Genomic DNA, 18,492 nt, shown 5'->3' with positions numbered 1-18,492 from the left:
GGAACCAGCAGATGATCATTGTCCTTTCCCCCGCCAAGAGTCTCGATTTCCGGACGCCGCCGGCGCTTGCCGAGCATAGCCAGCCACTCTTTCTCGACGACTCACAGGAGTTGATCGACGAGTTGCGCGAGTTGTCGCCGGCGCAGCTCGCCAGCCTGATGAAGATCAGCGATCCACTGGCGGTGCTCAACGTCAACCGCCATGCCGAGTGGGCACGGCCGTTCACCCCGGATAACGCCAAACCGGCGGCCCTGGCTTTCAATGGCGATGTCTACGACGGGCTCGACGCGCCGTCGCTGGCTCTGGAAGCCTGGCAGTTCGCGCAGCGTCACCTGCGCATCCTCTCCGGTCTCTACGGGCTATTGCGCCCGCTCGACCTGATACAGCCGTATCGGCTGGAGATGGGAACCCGTCTGGCCAATCGACGCGGCAGGGACCTCTACGCCTTCTGGGGCGAGCGCATCACCGACGCGATCAATGCCGCGGTGCACGACGCGCACGCAACCGTCCTGGTCAATCTCGCCTCGGAGGAATACTTCAAGGCCGTCCGGCCGAAACAACTGTCGGTGCCGGTGATTCGACCGGTCTTCGAAGACTGGAGCGGCGGCAGGTTCCGGGTCGTCAGCTTCTACGCCAAGCGGGCACGCGGGCTGATGGCGCGTTATGCAATCGTCAATCGCCTGATGACGGCGGCCAGCCTGAAGGACTTTACCGGCGACGGCTACGTCTATATGCATGCAGAAGAATCCGCGAGCGACAGCGCCTGGGTGTTTCGGCGCCGCCTGGCCGCCTGACTTCGGCAAGACTTTCAAGTCGCCCCGCTGGTGCGTGGCGCATCACAACCTGGGGAGAAAATGAATCATGGCCGTAGCGCCCGAAACCGCCATCATGGCGCTGTATTGTGACTTCGAGAATGTCGCCCTTGGCGTTCGCGATGCCAAATACGACAAGTTCGACATCAAGCCGGTCCTGGAACGCTTGTTGCTCAAGGGCAGTATCGTCGTCAAGAAGGCTTACTGTGACTGGGAACGCTACAAGGGTTTCAAGTCCACCATGCACGAGGCCAGCTTCGAGCTGATCGAGATCCCGCACCTGCGCCAATCGGGCAAGAATTCAGCCGACATCCGGCTGGTCGTCGATGCACTGGATCTGTGCTACACCAAGTCGCATGTCGATACCTTCGTGATCATCAGCGGTGATTCGGACTTTTCGCCTCTGGTTTCCAAGTTGCGGGAGAACGCCAAGTACGTGATCGGTGTCGGTGTCAAGCAATCGACCTCGGATCTGCTGATCGGCAACTGCGACGAGTTCATTTTCTATGACGACCTCGTGCGCGAGATGCAGCGCTCGGCGAGACGGGATTCAAAGGAAGCACAGCCGGTGGTCAGGCGCTCGCCGGAGGAGGATGCGCAACGCAGGCAGGAACTCGAGGGACGCCGCAGCAAGGCCATCGAACTGGCCGTTGCCACTTTTGAGGCACTGGTCACCGAGCGTGGCGACAGCAGCAAGATCTGGGCGTCGATGCTCAAGGAAGCGATCAAACGGCGCAAACCCGATTTCAGCGAATCGTATTACGGCTTTCGGGCTTTCGGCAACCTGCTCGAGGAAGCCCAGGCGCGTGGCCTGCTCGAGATTGGTCGCGATGAAAAATCCGGCACCTACGTCTTTCGCAGCAACGGTATGGTGGCTCGACCGGAAGCAAGCGCCGAGGTGCCTGCCGAGCCCTTGCCGGTCGTTCCGCTCGAACCCGAGAGCGCAGTGGGTGAAGAAGCAAGCGAGCCGGCGGCTGTGCGTCGCAAGGGGGAGGGCCGGCGCAAGGCAACCGAGAAAGGCATCAAGCGGGTCAGGGAGCCGCGGCTGGCCAGGCAGGAAAGCGTGCCGGTCGAAGAACCCGTACAGGAAGTGAACGAACTCGTTGCGTCCGTCGAAGCGGCGCCAGCAGAACCGGTCGAACTCGTCCTGGAGGTCACGGCAGCGCAGACTGGCGCCGAATTACCATCGGCTGTGTCGTCGCTTGAGGAGGCAGGCCACGAAGTCATCCCGGTTGCTGAGCCGGGTGTACCTGCAGAAGTGCAGGCCGTCCCGGTGGCGGATGAAGAAGAAGCCAGTGCCGTCAAAAAGCCGGCTACTCGCAGTCGTCGTCCACGCAAACCGAAAGTGCTGCCGGAAACGGCCTGATCAGCCGGCGCTGCCCTGCCCTTAATGTGAAAGTCGCGGAGCGACAAAAAAGCCGCGATCGGTGTCGCGGCTTTGTCGGTGCGGAGCTGGTGTTGCGCTCAGGCGGCGGCTTGCGTCGGGATCTTGCCGGCGATCCGCACGATCCGGTTCTGCGTATCGACGTAGATCAGTTGCGGCGCATATTTGGCCAGTTCGATCTCGGTGTACGTCGCGAAGCTGGCGATGATCAGGATGTCACCCGGCGCGGCGCGGCGCGCGGCTGAACCATTCACCGAGATGACGCCGGAGCCGCGCTCGGCGCGCAGCGCATAGGTCGTGAAGCGCTCGCCGTTGTTTACGTTCCAGATGTCGATCTGTTCGTACTCACGGATATTCGAGGCCTCGAGAAGGTCTTCGTCGATCGCGCATGACCCTTCGTAGTGAAGCTCGGCGTGGGTCGCGCTGACGCGGTGCAGCTTCGACTTCAGCATGGTTCTCTGCATGGAATTTCACCGGTTGAGAGTTGTTTGGGGAAGCGAATTGTAGCGGCTCATGGCTACCTGTCAATGGCTGCTCGCCAGCTCGATTTCGACATTGTCGATCAGTCGCGCAGCGCCCAGGCGGCTGGCTGCGAGCACCACCAGCGCCTGCTCGTCGGGGCCTTGCGGGAGCTGCAGATCGGACTGTCGACGCACGGCCACATAGTCCGTTTTCCAGCCATTCTGATCGAGCTCGCCGGCCGCTTCGCGTTCGAGTTTGGCGAAGTCGCGTTCGCCGGCATGCACCGCCGCAGCGAGGCAGCTCAGGAGGCGATGCAGGCGTGGCGCCTCGGCACGTTCGCTGGTCGACAGGTAAGCGTTACGCGAAGACAGCGCCAGGCCGTCTTCGGCCCGCACGGTCTCGCTGCCGACGATCTCGATCGGCAAAGCCAGTTGCTGTGTCATATTGCGCAGAACCATCAGTTGCTGGTAATCCTTCTTGCCGAATAGCGCCGCCTGTGGCTGGATAATGTTGAACAGCTTGAGAACGACGGTGGCGACGCCCCGGAAATGGCCAGGACGGAATTCCCCGTCGAGTTGATGCTGGATCGCGGGTGGTTCGACATGGTACTGCTGCGGCTCGGGGTAGAGCACCGCCTCGGTCGGCGCGAACAGCATCTCGACACCGGCCGCAGCGAGCTTCTCGCAGTCGGCCTGCAAGGTGCGTGGATAGCTATCGAAGTCGTCGTTTGGCCCGAACTGCAGGCGATTGACAAAAATGCTGGCGACCACGCAATCACCGTGGTTACGCGCCTCGTTCATCAGTGCCATGTGTCCGGCATGCAGGTTGCCCATGGTCGGGACAAAAGCGATGCGGCCACGCGTTTGCAGCGCTGCGCGCAGTTCGGGGATCGACGAGTGAATCTGCATGGCTATTGCTGAACCTCTTTCAAACTGGAATGACAAGCTGCCTGAGGAATGGCTGCGGCTATCCGTATCCGTGCCGTGCCGTGCCGGGGACCGACGATATCCTGGCGGCTCAGTAACAGTGTTCGGGACCCGGAAAGGTGCCCTCCTTTACGGCGGCAACATAGGCTGCGATCGCCGCAGCGATCGACGGCTGGCCGGTCATGAAGTTCCTGACGAAGCGGGCCTTTCTGCCCGCCGAGATATCGAGCATGTCGTGCAGGACGAGCACCTGGCCGGAGCATTCCCGGCTGGCACCGATGCCGATCGTCGGAATCGTGAGCTTGCCGGTGGTTTCGGCCGCCAGCGCTTGCGGGATGGCTTCGAGAACGATCAGGCTGGCGCCGGCTTCCTGCTGCGCGAGCGCGTCGGCAATCAATCGAGCTGCACCGGAGTCATCGCGGCCCTGTACCCGGTAGCCGCCGAGCTGGTGCACCGATTGTGGCGTCAGGCCGACGTGCGCGCAGACCGGAATGCCGCGCGTGCAGAGGAAGCGGGTCGTCTCGGCCATGTCGACACCGCCCTCCATTTTCACCATCTGCGCGCCGGCGGCCATCAGCGCCACCGCATTGCGCAGTGCCCGCCGCGGGCTTTCCTGGAAGCTGCCAAAAGGCATGTCGGCGATCACCAGCGGTCGCTGGCTGCCACGCGCGACGCTGGCGGTGTGGTAGGCGATGTCGGCCAGCGTCACCGGCAGTGTCGAGTCGTGGCCCTGCAATACCATGCCGAGCGAGTCGCCGATGAGCAGTGCGTCGACGCCGCTGTGATCGCACAACTGTGCAAAACTCGCGTCGTAACAGGTCAGGACGGCGATCTTTTCGCCATTGGCGCGCATTCTGGCGAGGTCGATGTGCGTCAGACGGCGCGTGGCTACGTGGGTGGACATGGGCCTACTCTCCCCGGTTGAAATAATCGCGGTGTCCGCGCACGCCTTCGATGCGCTTGACCAGCAGTTGAATCATTGCTTTTCCTCTCTGGCACCTGGCTGTTCGGACTGGCTTCGCGAAAGCCCACTATGGGCAAAGCGCGCCTAGGATACACAGTGCTGCTTGCAGATGGGCAAGTTTCAGCGGGTCGGTGATACAAAAAGACTACGAACCAATCGGTAGCTGGCGCGTTACAGGGTTATGGTGCATTGGAGACCCCTCATGAAAACGATTGTCCTCGCGCTTCTCGTCACTGTCGCCACGGCTGGCTGCGTAGTTGCCCCTGCTCAACCAGGGTATTACGGGCCGCCACGCGCATACCTTAACCCACCCGTGGTCGTGGTCGAACCACCACGGGTATACGGCTATCCCCCGCCGGTGGTGGTGCCATGGAGGCCATATTATGGAAATGGTTATTGGCATCGGCGATACCGTGGCGACTACTAACGGTCATGGCTGTTGCAGGCACCCCCGATCATGAAAGCCATGATTACTCTGCAAGTCTCTGGATTGCTTGCCCACGGACTGCCGGCAGCCAGGCGGCGGCGGTACCGCGGCCGGGAATGCGGCAGAGCGGCGCAATCTCCAGCAAGGGGGCGAGCACGAAAGCGCGCAGGTGCATGCGCGGGTGCGGCACGCTCAGTCGCGGGCTATCGACCACCCGTTGATCGTAGAGCAGCAGGTCGAGGTCGAGGGTGCGCGGCGCATGGTGGAACTCGCGGCGGCGACCGAAGCGACGTTCGACGACGAACAAGGCGTCGAGCAACTGCTGCGGGTCAAGCACGGTCTCGATGGCAGCAACTGCGTTGATGAAATCGGGCTGGCCGCGGATCCCCACCGGCGCCGTGCGATACAGCGAAGAGAGCTGCAGCAGTCGCGATTCGGGCAGTTCGGCGAGCGCCGCTGCGGCTGCGCGCAGCTGTGCCAGCGGATCGGCGAGGTTGGCTCCAAGCGCGACGAAAGCCAGGTGCGAGACGTCAGACACGATCGACTTCTGCCTGCCGCCATGCGGCGATCCTGAATCAGAGCACGGGCTATCCGTCAAGCGTTCTGCGTCCTCTGTGCTGGCGCCATGCCGGGGAGGCTGCGCCGCTGGCTGCACATCATTCCGGGGGCTTGGCATCCTGGCTGGCATCGGCAGGTGGGCGACGCCGCCGGCGACGCTTTTTCGGTTCGCCGGGCGCTGCCGGCAGCAGCATGGCGGCGCGCGCCTCGTTGCTGGCATCGAGAAAAGCGGTCCACCATTCGCCGACGGCTGGATCGATTTCGCCCGACTCGACCCGCAGCAGCAGGAAGTCGTAACCCGCCTTGAAGCGCGGCTGCTGCAGGACGCCGTAGGGGCGTTTGCCGGAACGCTGCTCGAAACGCGGTTGCAGGGCCCAGATATCCTTGATGTCACCGGCAATCCGGCGGGTGATCGCGAGCTTTTCTGCCTGCACATCGAGGACTTCGTCCATCGCCAGAAAGAGGGACGGGATTGCCGGTTCGCCGCGCGCCTTGAGTGGTTCCCAATTGGCCAGCACCTGATGCCAGAGCAGGGTGGCAAAAAGGAAGCCGGGCGAGATCGGTCTGCCTTCGCGGACGCGGCAATCGGTGTTTTCGAGGGCCAGCATGACGAAGCGTTCGCCGAGCGCCTGGTCGAGAATCACGTCGAGCAGCGGCAGCAGACCGTGGTGCAGTCCCTCCTCGCGGAGCTGTGTGACGCAGCGCACGGCGTGCCCGGAGGTGAGCAGCTTGAGCATCTCGTCGAACAGGCGTGAGGGCGGGACATTCTCGATCAGGCTGCCCATCTCGCGGATCGGCCGCCGCGCCTCGGGATCGATCGACAGGCCCAGCTTCGCCGCCAGGCGCACGGCGCGCAGCATGCGCACCGGATCCTCGCGGTAGCGGGTTTTCGGGTCACCGATCATGCGCAGGGTTTTCTGGCGCAGGTCGGCAACGCCGTGGTGGTAATCGACGATGGTTTCGGAAGTCGGGTCGTAATACAGGGCGTTGACCGTGAAATCGCGGCGCGCAGCGTCTTCCAGCTGGCTACCGAAGACATTGTCGCGCAGCACCCGACCCTGCTCGTCGGTGAGCGCCTGGTTGCTGCCCTCTTCTCCATGGTGGCCGCGGAAAGTGGTCACTTCGATGGTTTCTGCGCCCATGCTGACATGCACGATCTGGAAACGACGGCCGATGATGCGGGAGCGGCGGAAGCAGTGACGGACCTGTTCCGGCGTCGCATTGGTGGCGACATCGAAGTCCTTCGGCGTCAGGCCGATCAGCAGGTCGCGCACGGCGCCGCCGACGATGTACGCCTGGTAGCCATTTTCCTGCAGGGTCTCGACGGTGCGTCGGCAACCCCGACTGATGTCCTCACGCTGCAGGCCATGCTGGGCGACGGCGATGATTGCCGGTTCGCCATGCTTGCCGGGGTTTTTGCGTCCGAGGACGCGGGAGATGAACTTGCGGATCATTGCGAGTGGCTTCTGCTCGGTGCTATGGCGCAGCGCATGATAACGGATATTGCCACAGCCGGTGGCCGACGTTTTCCCGATAGGCTCACCCGAGGAGGCTCATGATCGGCCAGGCCGCGGCTTCGGCGTGCGCGCGCAACGTCGGATCGGGGTCAACCACCACCGGGTTGCTGACCCTGGACAGCAAGGGCAGGTCGTTCTGCGAGTCGCTGTAGAACCAGCTCCGCTCGAAGCTGCTCCACCATAGTCCGAGTGCTTCGAGCCAGGCCTCGACGCGGATGATCTTGCCTTCCCGAAACGATGGCAGGCCGCGCGGCCGACCGGTGAACTGGCCGTTTTCCTGTGCCGGAATGGTGGCGATCAGATGCGCGATTCCGAACTCGCGGACGATCGGACCGGTGACGAAGCTGTTGGTGGCCGTGACGATGGCGCACAGGGCGCCACTGTCGAGATGCCCGCGAACCAGCCGCCGTGCCTGCTCACTGACCAGTGGCAGGATGTTTCGGGAAAGGAACTCGCGCTGCCAGGATTCGAGCAAGGCACGGGGATGGGCCGCCAGCGGCCGGAGCTGGAAATCGAGAAAGACGTCGATGTCGAGGGTTCCGGCCTTGTACTGTTCGTAGAATTCAATGTTTTTGGCTTCATACAGGGCACGGTCGAGAATCCCCTTGCCAATCAGGAACTGCGCCCATTCAAAGTCGCTGTCACCGGCGATCAGGGTATTGTCGAGGTCGAAGAGGGCCAGATCCATTCTTTGCTTTCGGGCGGGTCAGCCAGTCACCGAGGTCTGCAGAACCTCGCGCAACAATGGCAGGGTGATTGGGCGCTTTTGTTCCAGAGAGTAACGGTCGATCGCCACCAGTAAAGCCGCCAGGCTGCGCATGTCGCGCGGTGCTCGCGCAAACAGGTAGCTGAACGCCTCGGGCGGCAGCACCAGGCCGCGCACTCTCGCCTGTTCGGCGAGCGCCGCCAGTTTTTCGGCATCGCTCAGCGGCTGCAGGCGATAGAGCAGGCCACTCCCCAGCCGTGTGCGCAGGTCTTCGCGCAGGGCGAGGTGCAGCGGCGGCATGTCGGCGGCGGCAAGCAGGCGGCCGCCGCTGGCGCGCAGGCGATTGATCAGGTTGAAAAGGACGATCTGGCCCCCTTCGCCGAGCGCCTCGACGTGGTCGACGGCGTAGAACTCGCCCGCCGGGGCAATTCCTGACAGCTCCGGGTCTGTGCGCGCATCGCTGTACGCCGCCTGGCAGGCCTGCAGCAAATGCGATTTGCCAGCGCCCGCTTCTCCCCAGAAGAGGAACACCGATTCGCGGTTCGCCGGCGCCAGCCAGGCGGCCAGACCAGTCAGCGCTTCGGCATTGCTGCCGGCGACAAAATTGTCGAAGCTGGGCGGCGCGTCGGGCAGCAGTTCAAGAATCAACTGGCGCATCGGACGGGGTTCAAGCGGGGGCGGAGGCACTGCGATCGGCACGCGGGAGAGCCATTTCGGATAAGATTGAGTTTCAGGCGATCGTAAATCGTGCATTCTACCACTGCACAGCATTCGCCAGCCTTGCTCGGGGATCCCCTAACACATGACTCAAGAATCTCTCTCCTATCGCGATGCCGGTGTCGACATCGACGCCGGCGATCAACTCGTCGAACGGATCAAACCCTTCGCCAGAAAAACCCTGCGCGAGGGCGTACTCGGCGGTATCGGCGGTTTTGGTGCGCTCTTCGAGGTTCCCAGACGCTACCGCGAGCCGGTACTGGTCTCCGGCACCGATGGCGTCGGCACCAAGCTCAAGCTCGCTTTCGAACTACAGCGGCACGACAGCATCGGCATCGATCTGGTGGCGATGAGCGTCAACGACATCCTCGTCCAGGGCGCCGAGCCGCTCTTTTTTCTCGACTATTTCGCCTGTGGCAAGCTCGACGTCGATACCGCTGCCGACGTCGTCAAGGGCATCGCCAGAGGCTGCGAACTTGCCGGTTGCGCGCTGATCGGCGGTGAAACGGCTGAAATGCCGGGCATGTACCCGGCAGGCGAATATGATCTCGCCGGTTTTGCCGTCGGCATCGTCGAGAAAGCGGCGATCATCGACGGCTCGACGATCATTCCGGGGGGATGTGCTGCTCGGCCTGCCGTCATCGGGCGCGCATTCCAACGGCTATTCGCTGCTGAGGAAGATCATCCATCGCGCGCAGCCGGACCTGACGCAGGCCTTCGACGGCGAAACGACGCTCGCCGAAGCGATCCTGGCGCCCACGCGGATCTATGTGAAAGCCTTGCTGGCGCTGCTGCAGGCGCTGCCGGTCAAGGGCATGGCGCACATCACCGGTGGCGGCCTCACCGGCAACGTGCCGCGCATCCTGCCGCCTGCAGTCAAGGCCGAGATCGCGCAGGCGGCGTGGCCGCGTCCGAAGCTTTTCGACTGGCTGCAGCGCGAAGGCGGCGTCGCCGACAGCGAAATGCACCGCGTCTTCAACTGCGGTATCGGCATGGTCGTCGTCGTCGCCCGCGAGGACGTGCGGCAGGCCTTGCAGATCCTGCATGCGGCCGGCGAAGCCGCAGTGGTCATCGGGGCGATCAAGGTGAGGGGCGAGGGGGAAGCGGGGACGATCGTGGTTTCCGGGTAGGGCTCTGGGAGGCAGGTGGGTGAATGGTCGGGCGCTTCCGTCTCTGATACGTGGACGGGGAAGAAATGGTAATATACTTGTCATTGGCTTGATCGTCGCCTCGAAGGAGAGAAAATGCGCAACCGTCTGATGCGGATCGTGACCTTGGTCGTTGGCACCGTACTCCTCAATACCGGGTGCATCCTGTCGCAAGCCGTAGACCGCAACTACCTTGGCGTGAACGTCCCAGCGGCGAACACGGACCGGAAATTGACCGGCCTTTTTCTGCTGCCCTTTGCCACTGTTCTGGATGTATTGACATTGCCGGTGCAGGCGGGGGCGGTTCTGACCTATGGCGACGACTTTCCTTACCGGTATCAGGGCCAGGAAGAGGGTACCCTGACTCCGTATCGGGGCAATGCGGTGCAGTCTGCCCCACAGGCTCCGCGTTACTGACCGACCACGAATTCCCCCACCGTCACCACTTCGCTCTGCCCCTTGAGCCGCAGGGTCAGCCACTCTTCCTTCTGGGCGGCGGTGCCGAAAGCGGTATACAGGCGCAGACTGAGCGTCGTCGCTCCCGCGACCACTTGCTGACGGTGTCCGTAGAACTGCGCCTGCACGAGGTAGCGGCCGGGCTTGGCCTTTTTCAGGGAAAACTCCTCGGGACCGTAACCCCCGGTGAAATCGCGTGACATGGCGCCGCCCTGATAGCTCAGACGGTTGCCGTAGTAGGCCTTTTCCCCGTTGGGGTCGGTGACCCAGAGGTCGATGTCGGTATTGTCTGCGTCCCAGGCCAGGAGCACGCGCAGGTCGAGCGGCAGATTGCGGAGGAGGCGCGGGTCGATCGCCGAGGTATCGATTCCTGATGGCGCAGTGGCGATCAGCGCATTCATTTCCGCCAGGGCCACCAGTTCGATATCCGGGAAACGGTTATGCCAGGGACGCGTCACCACCTGGTAGAGCGACTCCACGGCCTGCTGCCGGTCGCCGGTTTCCGCCTGTGCCAGTCCGAGGTCACGCCAGGACTGCGGTTCGTTGGGCGCCAGCTCGAGGACGCGTTGCAGTACCGGCACGGCAAGGTCGGCGCGTCTGGCCTGCAGCAGGCGGTAGCCGAGGATGCGCAGGATTTGACGGTTTTCTAGATCCATCTCGGCCAGATTGGAGAGAATGCGCAGCGCCAGTTCCGGGCGGCCACGCTCGAAGAATAGGTCGGCCACGTCGAGGAAGAACGCCGTACTGTTCAGGTAAGCGGGTCGCTCGTCGAGATAGACGCGATACAGCTGCTCGGCTTCGGTCTTGCGCAGGCGCTCGGCATAGGGCGCGTCGGGAAGCCATTTCTTGAGCTGAATCCTGGCGACGGGCGCCTCGTCAGCCATTTTCGCCTTGCTCGCCGGAGCGGCTGCATCCATCCGCGACATCGGCGCAGCGGCCGGCGCCGGTGGTGCTGCCGAAGCGGGCTGGCTTCGTTCCATCATGCCGGGCGCGGCTCCTGCGGCTCCTGCGGCCGCTGCCACTTTGGCTTCCTGCCTGACCTGCGGGCGCTCTCCCTTGGGGAATTCGCGTTCCCACCAGGCCTGTTTTTCCTTGAAGCGACGCACGATGTCTTCCAGGTGGCTGACGCGGTCGCGTTCGACCTGTTGCCTACGGCTTGCCGCGAGCCGCTCATAGTCGGCACGCAGCTCGGCCGGGGGCGGGATTTCATGGCGCACATAGTCTTCGACGCGATCCAGGACGATCAGCGAGGTGCCCGGAGTGACCAGACCGAAGGACTTGCCGAGGCGGGCGATGGCTGCCCGATGGATGGCCCGCTCCGGCAACAACTGCTGCAGCCGCAGGCGTGCCCAGGCCTGCGCCGCAATACTGGCCGGCAGCGTGTTCGTGCCGCCGACCCGGACTTGCTGGCGTTCGATCCCGCCGCCGGGTTTGCGCCATTCCAGATCGATGACTGCCGTCGGCTCGGTCAGGACGCCGGCCACCGCCAGGCGCCCCGATTCCTGATCGGGCGGCGCCGCCACCAGCTCGCGTGCGCCGTTGGAACGTAGGCTGGCCAGGCCTGGGCCGATGCTGCGCAGCGCCGTCACCGCCACCGCCGGCGAAGTCGCGAGCAGATCGACAAAGGCGCCGCCGCTCCTGGTCGCCGCCTGGCGCAAACGCTCGCCATCAGCCGCTGCGGCAGCGCTGACGGCAAACAGCGGCAGGTCGAAATCGGGCATGGCCTGGGCCGAAAAATTGCCCAGGCCGTCGGAGAACAACAGCACGGCGTCCGCCGCTGCTTGCGGGCGAAAAGCCGCCATGTTGGTAGCGCCGTCGTAGCTCACCTGCTCCAGTCGCGCGCGCAGAGCTGACCAGTCGCCTCCCTTGACGACAAAACTGCCGCCGTCCTCGGCGCTGTCGCGCGCCAGCGTCAGCCGCACCCGGCAATTGCCGAGAGCCTTGAAATAGGCATCGAGCAGGGCAAATTCGCGCCCGTGCTCGCGATTGGCACCGGAACCTGAAGCGTCCCAGACCAGAGCCAATTGCCCTGGTTTCGGTCGTGCGGCACGGCTCATCCCAGGCCCTGGCAGTTCGGCGTAGAAGTACCGTTTACCATCGAATTCTTCCACGGTCAGCAGCGGGCCGGTATGTGGCGAGAGGCTCACTTCGGCCAGCCGCTCCGGCGAATAGTCGCGGCGATGCACTTCCAGCGTTGCGCCGCCTGCGCGGTTTTCCCAGCGGGCAGCGCTCAGGCCGCGCAGCACCCTGGCGGCATCGGCCTGGAGTCCGGGCGCCTGAATACGCAGATCGAAGCTTCTCAGTCGTTCGCCGAAAGCCAAAGGCAGGCGCAGCAATGCCGTGCCATCACGCCTTTCCGGTAGATGTTCGCTGATCGTCAGTGACACCTTGCGATCGCCTTGCGCAGGAATCGGGTAGATGCGCAACTTGTAGTTGTTGCCCTGGGTGGCCTCCAGCAGAGCCGGATCGACTCTCGTCCGCGTCACCTCCTCGAAAACTTCCTGACCGCGAGCCTTGTCGACGGGTACCGCCGGCCGCCACTTGCCGTCGAAATCGAGGGCGAAGCCACTGACCTCCTGACCATCGAGCAGGGGGAACTGCAGTTCGCCTTCGAGCAGACGGGCGTTGGGATTGTGGAAGGTCATTTCGACCGTGCTCTTCGCCAGACGGCCAACGACCAGCACATCGATGCTGACGCGAGCCAGCCGCAGCGGCTGTGCCGCTGCCGGCGCGCGCAGAATGATGGGGGGCACCACCACCGGCGATGGATCGCTGATCAGCAGACCCTGGGTGCTCGCTGCCTGCGCAGCGAAGAACAGTGCCGTCAATGCAAGAGCTTTCGATATTTTCATGATTTGGCCCATCTCCAAATGAAACGCAATGAGCAGGTAAACGGCGAGTTGCGGTCAACGGGGTCAAAGAGGGGCAAAATCGATTGCCTGCCGCGTCGGCTTCGGCTTACACCAGCCCGCGTGCTGTCGCCAGCAGGTAGCCGATGATGCACGAAGTGCCGACACCGATCAGGCCAGGCGCAATGAAACTGTGGTTGATCAGGTACTTGCCGATGTGGGTGGTGCCTGAACGATCGAACTGGATGGCCGCCAGGTCGCTCGGGTAGGTCGGCAGGATGTAGTAGCCGTAGCTGGCCGCAGCAAAAGCGACGACGAAGCCCGGCGGGACGCCGATCGACAGCGCCACCGGTACCATCGACCAGAATGAGGAGCAATTCGAGAGTCAGTAGCATGGTGATGAACCCTTTTCGCGTAGTTGCCAGCCTGGAGGACAGCATTCGCTGTTGTGGTGGCGACGCGATGTCGCTTACAGCCGCCACTGACCGGCAATGCTACAAGATCCCGCCGGGAAGGCGTTATATTTTGGATCAGCAACTCTGCCAGCGAAGCAGATTCCGCGCTGCCTCCGTATAAGCTCATAAGCAAAGATTCGTTGGCTGTCGTGCAGCGCTCTCCTAGACTCCGTCCCACCCATTGATTGAACGGAGTTCTCATGAAGTTGAAACGTCTTCTTGCCGGCCTGCTGACCAGCGCACTGATTATCGGCAGTGCGGTCGCTGCCGACATCTCTCTTTTGAACGTCTCCTACGACCCCACCCGCGAGTTGTACCAGGACTTCAACGCCGCTTTTGCCAAACACTGGCAGGGCAAGACCGGTGATACGCTCAAAGTGAACGCTTCGCATGGCGGTTCCGGCAAACAGGCGCGCTCGGTGATCGACGGCATCGATGCGACGTGGTCACCCTGGCGCTGGCCTATGACATCGACGCCATCGCCGACAAGGGCATCGTGCCGCTCGACTGGCAGAAGCGGCTGCCCAACAACGCCGCGCCCTACACCTCGACGATCGTCTTCCTGGTCCGCAAGGGCAACCCCAAAGCCATCAAGGACTGGAACGATCTGGTCAAGCCCGGCGTCTCGATCGTCACCCCCAACCCCAAGACTTCTGGCGGCGCGCGCTGGAATTACCTCGCTGCCTGGGCCTATGCGCTGAAGCAAGCCGGCGGCAACGAAGCCCGGGCCAAAGAGTTCGTTGGCCAGATCTACGGCAACGTCAAGGTGCTCGATTCCGGAGCACGCGGTTCGACGACCACCTTCGTCGAGCGCGGCATCGGCGACGTGCTGCTTGCCTGGGAGAACGAAGCCTACCTGGCGATCAAGGAACTCGGGCCGGACAAGTTCGAGATCGTCACGCCGTCCTTGTCGATTCTTGCCGAGCCACCGGTTTCCGTGGTTGACAAAGTGGTCGACAAGCGGGGGACGCGCAAGGTCGCGCAGGCCTACCTCGAATACCTGTACTCGCCCGAAGGCCAGGAAATCGCTGCCAAACACTATTACCGGCCGCGCGACGCCAAGGTTGCCGCCAGGTACGCCAAGCAGTTCGGCAAGGTCAACCTGGTCACCATCGACGATATTTTCGGTGGTTGGCGGAATGCCCAGAAGCTGCATTTCTCGGACGGCGGCATCTTCGACCAGATCTACGTTCCCGGCGGAAGACGTTGAATCTCGTTTGAAACCTCGCTTGAAACTCCGACTGAATCGTCGGAGGAATCCACTGCAGCAGAAAGAGAAAATGAACAAGTTCTTGTCTTTGTCGAGGCCGGCATGGCCAGCCTGAAGCGCTTCAGTCCCTTGCCGGGCTTTGGCCTGGCGATGGGCTACACGCTGGTCTATCTGACCCTGATCGTGCTGATTCCGCTCACAGCAGTCGGTGCCAAGACGCTGACCCTCGGCTGGGATGCTTTCTGGTCTGCGGTCAGTAGTCCGCGCGTGCTCGCTTCGTATCAGCTCAGCTTTGGCGCCTCGCTGCTGGCGGCCGGCATCAATGTCATTTTCGGCCTGATCTTTGCCTGGGTGCTGGTACGCTACCGCTTTCCCGGCAAGGGCCTGGTCGATGCTCTGGTGGACCTGCCTTTTGCCCTGCCGACGGCGGTGGCCGGCATCGCCTTGGCAACCATCTACGCGGAGAATGGCCCGGTCGGCGAACTGCTCAAGAGGTTCGGAATCGAGATCGCGTACACGCCTTACGGGGTGTTGCTGGCACTGGTCTTCATCGGCCTGCCGTTTGTCGTGCGTACGGTACAACCGGTGCTCGCCGACCTCGAAAAGGAAGTCGAGGAAGCCGCCGCCGGCCTCGGGGCCTCGCGCTGGCAGACCTTCGTCAAGGTCATCCTGCCGCACATCACCCCGGCACTGCTGACCGGTTTCGCGATGGCCTTCGCCCGCGCCGTCGGCGAATACGGATCGGTGATCTTCATCGCCGGCAATGTACCGATGGTCTCCGAGATCACGCCACTGTTGATCATCACCAAGCTCGAACAGTACGACTACGCCGGCGCCACCGCGGTTGCTTCGGTGATGCTGGTCATCTCCTTCATCCTGCTGCTGATCATCAATGCGCTGCAGGGCTGGATGCAGCAACGATACACGGCAGAGGCCTGAGATGAGTGGAACGATTGCCTTGAAACCCGGCAGCCTGGCGCGTCATGAGACACTCAGCACGCACGAGCCAGCCTGGGTGAAGGGGGTGCTGATCGGCATCGCGCTGACCTTCTTCGCCGTATTTTTGCTGCTGCCGCTGGCGACGGTTTTTGCCGAAGCCTTGCGCAAGGGTTGGGGGGCTTACGCAGCGGCGCTGGTCCACCCGGATGCCCGCTCGGCGATTACGCTGACGGTGCTGGTCGCTCTGGTCGCGGTTCCGCTGAACCTGGTGTTCGGGGTCGCCGCCTCATGGGCGATCGCCAAGTTCGAGTTCTCCGGCAAGCGCCTGCTGATCACCCTGATCGACCTGCCTTTTTCCGTGTCGCCGGTGATCTCGGGCCTGATCTACGTGTTGATGTTCGGCGCGCAGGGCTGGTTCGGCCCCTGGCTGCAGGCACACGACATCAAGATCATCTTCGCCCTGCCCGGGATCGTGCTGGCGACGATCTTCGTCACTTTCCCTTTCGTCGCCCGTGAGCTGATTCCGCTGATGGAAGCGCAGGGCTCGGAAGAAGAGGAAGCGGCGGTCGTCCTCGGCGCTTCCGGTTGGCAGATGTTCTGGTACACCACGCTGCCCAGCATCAAATGGGGCCTGCTGTACGGGGTGATTCTGTGCAACGCGCGTGCGATGGGCGAGTTCGGCGCGGTGTCGGTGGTCTCCGGGCATATTCGCGGGATGACCAATACCCTGCCGCTGCACGTCGAGATTCTCTACAACGAATACAACTACGCCGCAGCCTTTGCCGTGGCCTCGCTGCTGGCTCTGCTGGCGATCGTCACGCTCGGGCTGAAAACGCTGGTCGAGCGGCAGACGCATCGGCAGCAGCAAGAGAAAAATGAACTTTCCGGAGAATGAGCCATGAGCATCGCCATCCGCAACATCAGCAAGCAGTTCGGCGCTTTCAAGGCGCTCGACGACGTCTCGATCGAAATTCCTTCCGGTGAACTGGTCGCCCTGCTGGGACCGTCGGGTTGCGGCAAGACGACATTGCTGCGCATCATCGCCGGCCTCGAATACGCCGATCAGGGCCAGATCCTGCTCGCAGGCGACGATACCTCGGCTCGCCACGCCCGTGATCGCCAGGTCGGTTTCGTCTTCCAGCACTATGCGCTGTTTCGCCACATGAGCGTTTTCGATAACGTCGCTTTCGGCCTGCGCGTCAAGCCGCGGCGCTACCGTCCCGCCGAAGCGGAGATCAGGCGCAGGGTGAAGCGTCTGCTCGAGTTGGTGCAACTCGACTGGCTGGCCGACCGCTACCCGACCCAGCTTTCAGGCGGTCAGCGCCAACGCATTGCACTGGCGCGTGCACTGGCAGTGGAGCCGAAGGTGTTGCTGCTCGACGAACCTTTCGGCGCCCTTGATGCCAAGGTGCGCAAGGAATTGCGGCGCTGGTTGCGGCAGTTGCACGACGAAATCCACGTCACCAGCGTTTTCGTCACCCACGACCAGGAAGAAGCGCTCGAGGTCTCGGACCGGGTAGTCTTGATCAACAAGGGAAAGGTCGAGCAGATTGGTACGCCCGAGTCCGTATATGACCATCCGGCGACACCTTTCGTCGCCAACTTTCTCGGCTCGGTCAATCTGTTTCATGGCCGGGTCGAGGACGGACAGCTGCACCTGGGCGAGCACCAGGTCGGTGCCGCCGACGGCAACGACGGCAAGGCGGTGGCCTTCGTGCGTCCGCACGAGTTCGAGCTGGTGCCGGGTTGGGCTGAGCGTGACGGCCTGCCGGCGACGATCGTCCGCGTCGTCTCGGTCGGGCCCAGCGCGCAGATTGAGCTGAGCCGCTCCGACGGCGAACTGGTCGAGGTCTCGATCGCGCGCGATTCCTTCCGCCTGCTGGGTCTTGGCAAGGGAGACCAGGTGTTGCTGCGCCCACGCCATATCCGCGTCTTCCAGGCCGAAGCGCAGGCGGCTTGAGGAAACCCGATGAACTTTCAGCAACTTCGCATCATTCGCGAAACGCTGCGCCAGGATTTCAACCTGACCGAGGTGGCAAGTGCGTTGTACACCTCGCAACCGGGGGTCAGCAAGCATATCAAGGACCTCGAGGACGAACTCGGCATCGAGATCTTCGTACGCCGTGGCAAGCGTCTGCTGGGACTGACCGAGCCAGGCAAGGAACTGGTTGAAGTGGTGAACCGGATTCTGCTGGACACCCAGAACCTGCGCCGTATTGCCGACCAGTTTGCCAGTCGGGAAAGTGGCCATTTCGTGGTCGCCACCACGCACACCCAGGCGCGCTATGCGCTGCCGCAGATCATCAAGTGGTTCAAGACCGATTATCCGCGCGTGCATCTCGCACTGCACCAGGGCAGTCCGGTGGACATCGCCGAACAGCTCGTGGCGGGCGAAGCCGATGTCGGCATCGCCACCGAACGACTCGATAAGGTGCCGGAATTGGTCACCTTCCCGTTCTATCGCTGGTACCACGCGGTGATCGTTCCCTACGGCCACCCCCTCCTGAAGGTCAAGGACCTGACGCTGGAGTTGATCGGCGAGTATCCGATCATCACCTATCATGAGGGCTTTACCGGCCGGACGCATATCGACAAGGCTTTTGCCGACGCTGGCGTCGTGCCGGACATCGTGCTTTCGGCGATTGATGCCGATGTGATCAAGACCTATGTCGAACTCGACCTCGGCGTAGGCATCGTCGCATCAATGGCCTACGACGGCTTCAAGGACCGCAACCTGGCGCTGATCCCGGTGCCGCACCTGTTCCCGGAAAGCACCACCCGTCTGGCTGTGCGCCGCGGCACCTATCTGCGCAGCTATGCGCTGGCGTTCATCGAAAAGGTCTGTCCGGAGATCGGGGAAGAAAACCTCAAAGCGGCGATTCAGAAACAGAACGGCAGTGAGTGACTCGCGCAAAAGCGATGATGGCGATCACGGCGATGCCCAGAATGACCAAGTCATTGA

Annotated in this window: 15 protein-coding genes and 3 pseudogenes; 9 read left to right on the top strand and 9 right to left on the bottom strand. The window is 62.9% G+C overall.

The genetic code is table 11. From position 1 onward, the window contains the following. Positions 1 to 11: 11 nt before the first annotated feature. Positions 12 to 794 (top strand): peroxide stress protein YaaA, encoded by a 783-nt coding sequence (yaaA, locus tag E4Q08_RS18145; RefSeq protein WP_034913288.1) that lies wholly within the window; start codon positions 12 to 14, stop codon positions 792 to 794. A gap of 67 nt (positions 795 to 861) precedes the next feature. Further along, positions 862 to 2,178: an NYN domain-containing protein gene (locus E4Q08_RS18140; RefSeq protein ID WP_169071396.1), complete on the top strand. Its 1,317-nt coding sequence runs from the start codon at positions 862 to 864 to the stop codon at positions 2,176 to 2,178. Between the two features lie 98 nt (positions 2,179 to 2,276). Here the strand turns inward: E4Q08_RS18140 and panD are convergent, their stop codons facing one another. The 7 genes from panD to hda all read right to left on the bottom strand — a co-directional run bounded on the left by panD (position 2,277) and on the right by hda (position 8,413). Then, a complete protein-coding gene (panD, locus tag E4Q08_RS18135) occupies positions 2,277 to 2,660 on the bottom strand; it encodes an aspartate 1-decarboxylase (protein ID WP_034915916.1) in 384 nt (127 codons plus the stop codon). 60 nt (positions 2,661 to 2,720) lie between these two features. After that, entirely contained in the window at positions 2,721 to 3,566 is an 846-nt protein-coding gene (gene panC, locus E4Q08_RS18130) for a pantoate--beta-alanine ligase (RefSeq protein ID WP_169071395.1), read from the bottom strand. Between the two features lie 109 nt (positions 3,567 to 3,675). After that, positions 3,676 to 4,488 (bottom strand): 3-methyl-2-oxobutanoate hydroxymethyltransferase, encoded by an 813-nt coding sequence (gene panB, locus E4Q08_RS18125; RefSeq protein WP_169071394.1) that lies wholly within the window; start codon positions 4,486 to 4,488, stop codon positions 3,676 to 3,678. A gap of 530 nt (positions 4,489 to 5,018) precedes the next feature. Beyond that, positions 5,019 to 5,513 (bottom strand): 2-amino-4-hydroxy-6-hydroxymethyldihydropteridine diphosphokinase, encoded by a 495-nt coding sequence (folK, locus tag E4Q08_RS18120; RefSeq protein WP_034915922.1) that lies wholly within the window; start codon positions 5,511 to 5,513, stop codon positions 5,019 to 5,021. Between the two features lie 118 nt (positions 5,514 to 5,631). After that, complete coding sequence (pcnB, locus tag E4Q08_RS18115; protein WP_169071392.1) at positions 5,632 to 6,987, bottom strand: polynucleotide adenylyltransferase PcnB; 1,356 nt, start codon at positions 6,985 to 6,987, stop codon at positions 5,632 to 5,634. 85 nt (positions 6,988 to 7,072) lie between these two features. Further along, complete coding sequence (locus tag E4Q08_RS18110) at positions 7,073 to 7,738, bottom strand: histidinol-phosphatase (protein WP_169071391.1); 666 nt, start codon at positions 7,736 to 7,738, stop codon at positions 7,073 to 7,075. 18 nt (positions 7,739 to 7,756) lie between these two features. Beyond that, complete coding sequence (hda, locus tag E4Q08_RS18105) at positions 7,757 to 8,413, bottom strand: DnaA regulatory inactivator Hda (RefSeq protein ID WP_169071390.1); 657 nt, start codon at positions 8,411 to 8,413, stop codon at positions 7,757 to 7,759. A gap of 145 nt (positions 8,414 to 8,558) precedes the next feature. On the opposite strand from hda, the pseudogene purM reads away from it, so the two are divergent. Next, positions 8,559 to 9,603: pseudogene (gene purM / locus E4Q08_RS18100) on the top strand (phosphoribosylformylglycinamidine cyclo-ligase). A 114-nt stretch (positions 9,604 to 9,717) separates the two neighbouring features. Further along, positions 9,718 to 10,038 (top strand): hypothetical protein, encoded by a 321-nt coding sequence (locus E4Q08_RS18095; protein WP_169071389.1) that lies wholly within the window; start codon positions 9,718 to 9,720, stop codon positions 10,036 to 10,038. Here the strand turns inward: E4Q08_RS18095 and E4Q08_RS18090 are convergent. Further along, positions 10,032 to 12,929: a DUF2135 domain-containing protein gene (locus tag E4Q08_RS18090; protein WP_169071388.1), complete on the bottom strand. Its 2,898-nt coding sequence runs from the start codon at positions 12,927 to 12,929 to the stop codon at positions 10,032 to 10,034. The genes E4Q08_RS18095 and E4Q08_RS18090 overlap by 7 nt on opposite strands. Before the next feature lie 106 nt (positions 12,930 to 13,035). Continuing rightward, positions 13,036 to 13,296, bottom strand: a pseudogene (locus E4Q08_RS18085) (anaerobic C4-dicarboxylate transporter family protein); the annotation flags it as partial. 285 nt (positions 13,297 to 13,581) lie between these two features. Here E4Q08_RS18085 and E4Q08_RS18080 point away from each other — a divergent pair. The 5 genes and pseudogenes from E4Q08_RS18080 to E4Q08_RS18060 all read left to right on the top strand — a co-directional run bounded on the left by E4Q08_RS18080 (position 13,582) and on the right by E4Q08_RS18060 (position 18,435). Further along, positions 13,582 to 14,591 (top strand): annotated as a pseudogene (locus E4Q08_RS18080) (sulfate ABC transporter substrate-binding protein). A gap of 102 nt (positions 14,592 to 14,693) precedes the next feature. Next, positions 14,694 to 15,530 carry a sulfate ABC transporter permease subunit CysT gene (cysT, locus tag E4Q08_RS18075; RefSeq protein WP_169071387.1) on the top strand — a complete coding sequence of 279 codons (837 nt, stop codon included), beginning with the start codon at positions 14,694 to 14,696 and terminating at the stop codon, positions 15,528 to 15,530. Between the two features lies 1 nt (position 15,531). Next, positions 15,532 to 16,425: a sulfate ABC transporter permease subunit CysW gene (cysW, locus tag E4Q08_RS18070; RefSeq protein WP_169071386.1), complete on the top strand. Its 894-nt coding sequence runs from the start codon at positions 15,532 to 15,534 to the stop codon at positions 16,423 to 16,425. A 3-nt stretch (positions 16,426 to 16,428) separates the two neighbouring features. After that, a complete protein-coding gene (locus tag E4Q08_RS18065) occupies positions 16,429 to 17,490 on the top strand; it encodes a sulfate/molybdate ABC transporter ATP-binding protein (protein ID WP_169071385.1) in 1,062 nt (353 codons plus the stop codon). Positions 17,491 to 17,499: 9 nt separating this feature from the next. Then, positions 17,500 to 18,435 (top strand): CysB family HTH-type transcriptional regulator, encoded by a 936-nt coding sequence (locus E4Q08_RS18060; protein WP_169071384.1) that lies wholly within the window; start codon positions 17,500 to 17,502, stop codon positions 18,433 to 18,435. Positions 18,436 to 18,492 lie beyond the last annotated feature (57 nt).

The sequence above is a fragment of the Candidatus Accumulibacter contiguus genome (assembly GCF_012940005.1).
Lineage (GTDB): Bacteria > Pseudomonadota > Gammaproteobacteria > Burkholderiales > Rhodocyclaceae > Accumulibacter > Accumulibacter contiguus.
This window is presented reverse-complemented; position numbering and strand designations above follow the sequence as displayed.

Excerpts from the sequence above, each read along its gene's own strand:
- E4Q08_RS18095 (WP_169071389.1), top strand. The coding sequence starts at position 9,718 with ATGCGCAACCGTCTGATGCGGATCGTGACCTTGGTCGTTGGCACCGTA.
- E4Q08_RS18065 (WP_169071385.1), top strand. The coding sequence starts at position 16,429 with ATGAGCATCGCCATCCGCAACATCAGCAAGCAGTTCGGCGCTTTCAAG.
- cysW (WP_169071386.1), top strand. The coding sequence starts at position 15,532 with ATGAGTGGAACGATTGCCTTGAAACCCGGCAGCCTGGCGCGTCATGAG.
- panC (WP_169071395.1), bottom strand. The coding sequence starts at position 3,566 with ATGCAGATTCACTCGTCGATCCCCGAACTGCGCGCAGCGCTGCAAACG.
- yaaA (WP_034913288.1), top strand. The coding sequence starts at position 12 with ATGATCATTGTCCTTTCCCCCGCCAAGAGTCTCGATTTCCGGACGCCG.
- E4Q08_RS18060 (WP_169071384.1), top strand. The coding sequence starts at position 17,500 with ATGAACTTTCAGCAACTTCGCATCATTCGCGAAACGCTGCGCCAGGAT.
- hda (WP_169071390.1), bottom strand. The coding sequence starts at position 8,413 with ATGCGCCAGTTGATTCTTGAACTGCTGCCCGACGCGCCGCCCAGCTTC.
- cysT (WP_169071387.1), top strand. The coding sequence starts at position 14,694 with ATGGCCAGCCTGAAGCGCTTCAGTCCCTTGCCGGGCTTTGGCCTGGCG.
- panD (WP_034915916.1), bottom strand. The coding sequence starts at position 2,660 with ATGCAGAGAACCATGCTGAAGTCGAAGCTGCACCGCGTCAGCGCGACC.
- panB (WP_169071394.1), bottom strand. The coding sequence starts at position 4,488 with ATGTCCACCCACGTAGCCACGCGCCGTCTGACGCACATCGACCTCGCC.
- pcnB (WP_169071392.1), bottom strand. The coding sequence starts at position 6,987 with ATGATCCGCAAGTTCATCTCCCGCGTCCTCGGACGCAAAAACCCCGGC.
- E4Q08_RS18090 (WP_169071388.1), bottom strand. The coding sequence starts at position 12,929 with ATGAAAATATCGAAAGCTCTTGCATTGACGGCACTGTTCTTCGCTGCG.
- E4Q08_RS18110 (WP_169071391.1), bottom strand. The coding sequence starts at position 7,738 with ATGGATCTGGCCCTCTTCGACCTCGACAATACCCTGATCGCCGGTGAC.
- E4Q08_RS18140 (WP_169071396.1), top strand. The coding sequence starts at position 862 with ATGGCCGTAGCGCCCGAAACCGCCATCATGGCGCTGTATTGTGACTTC.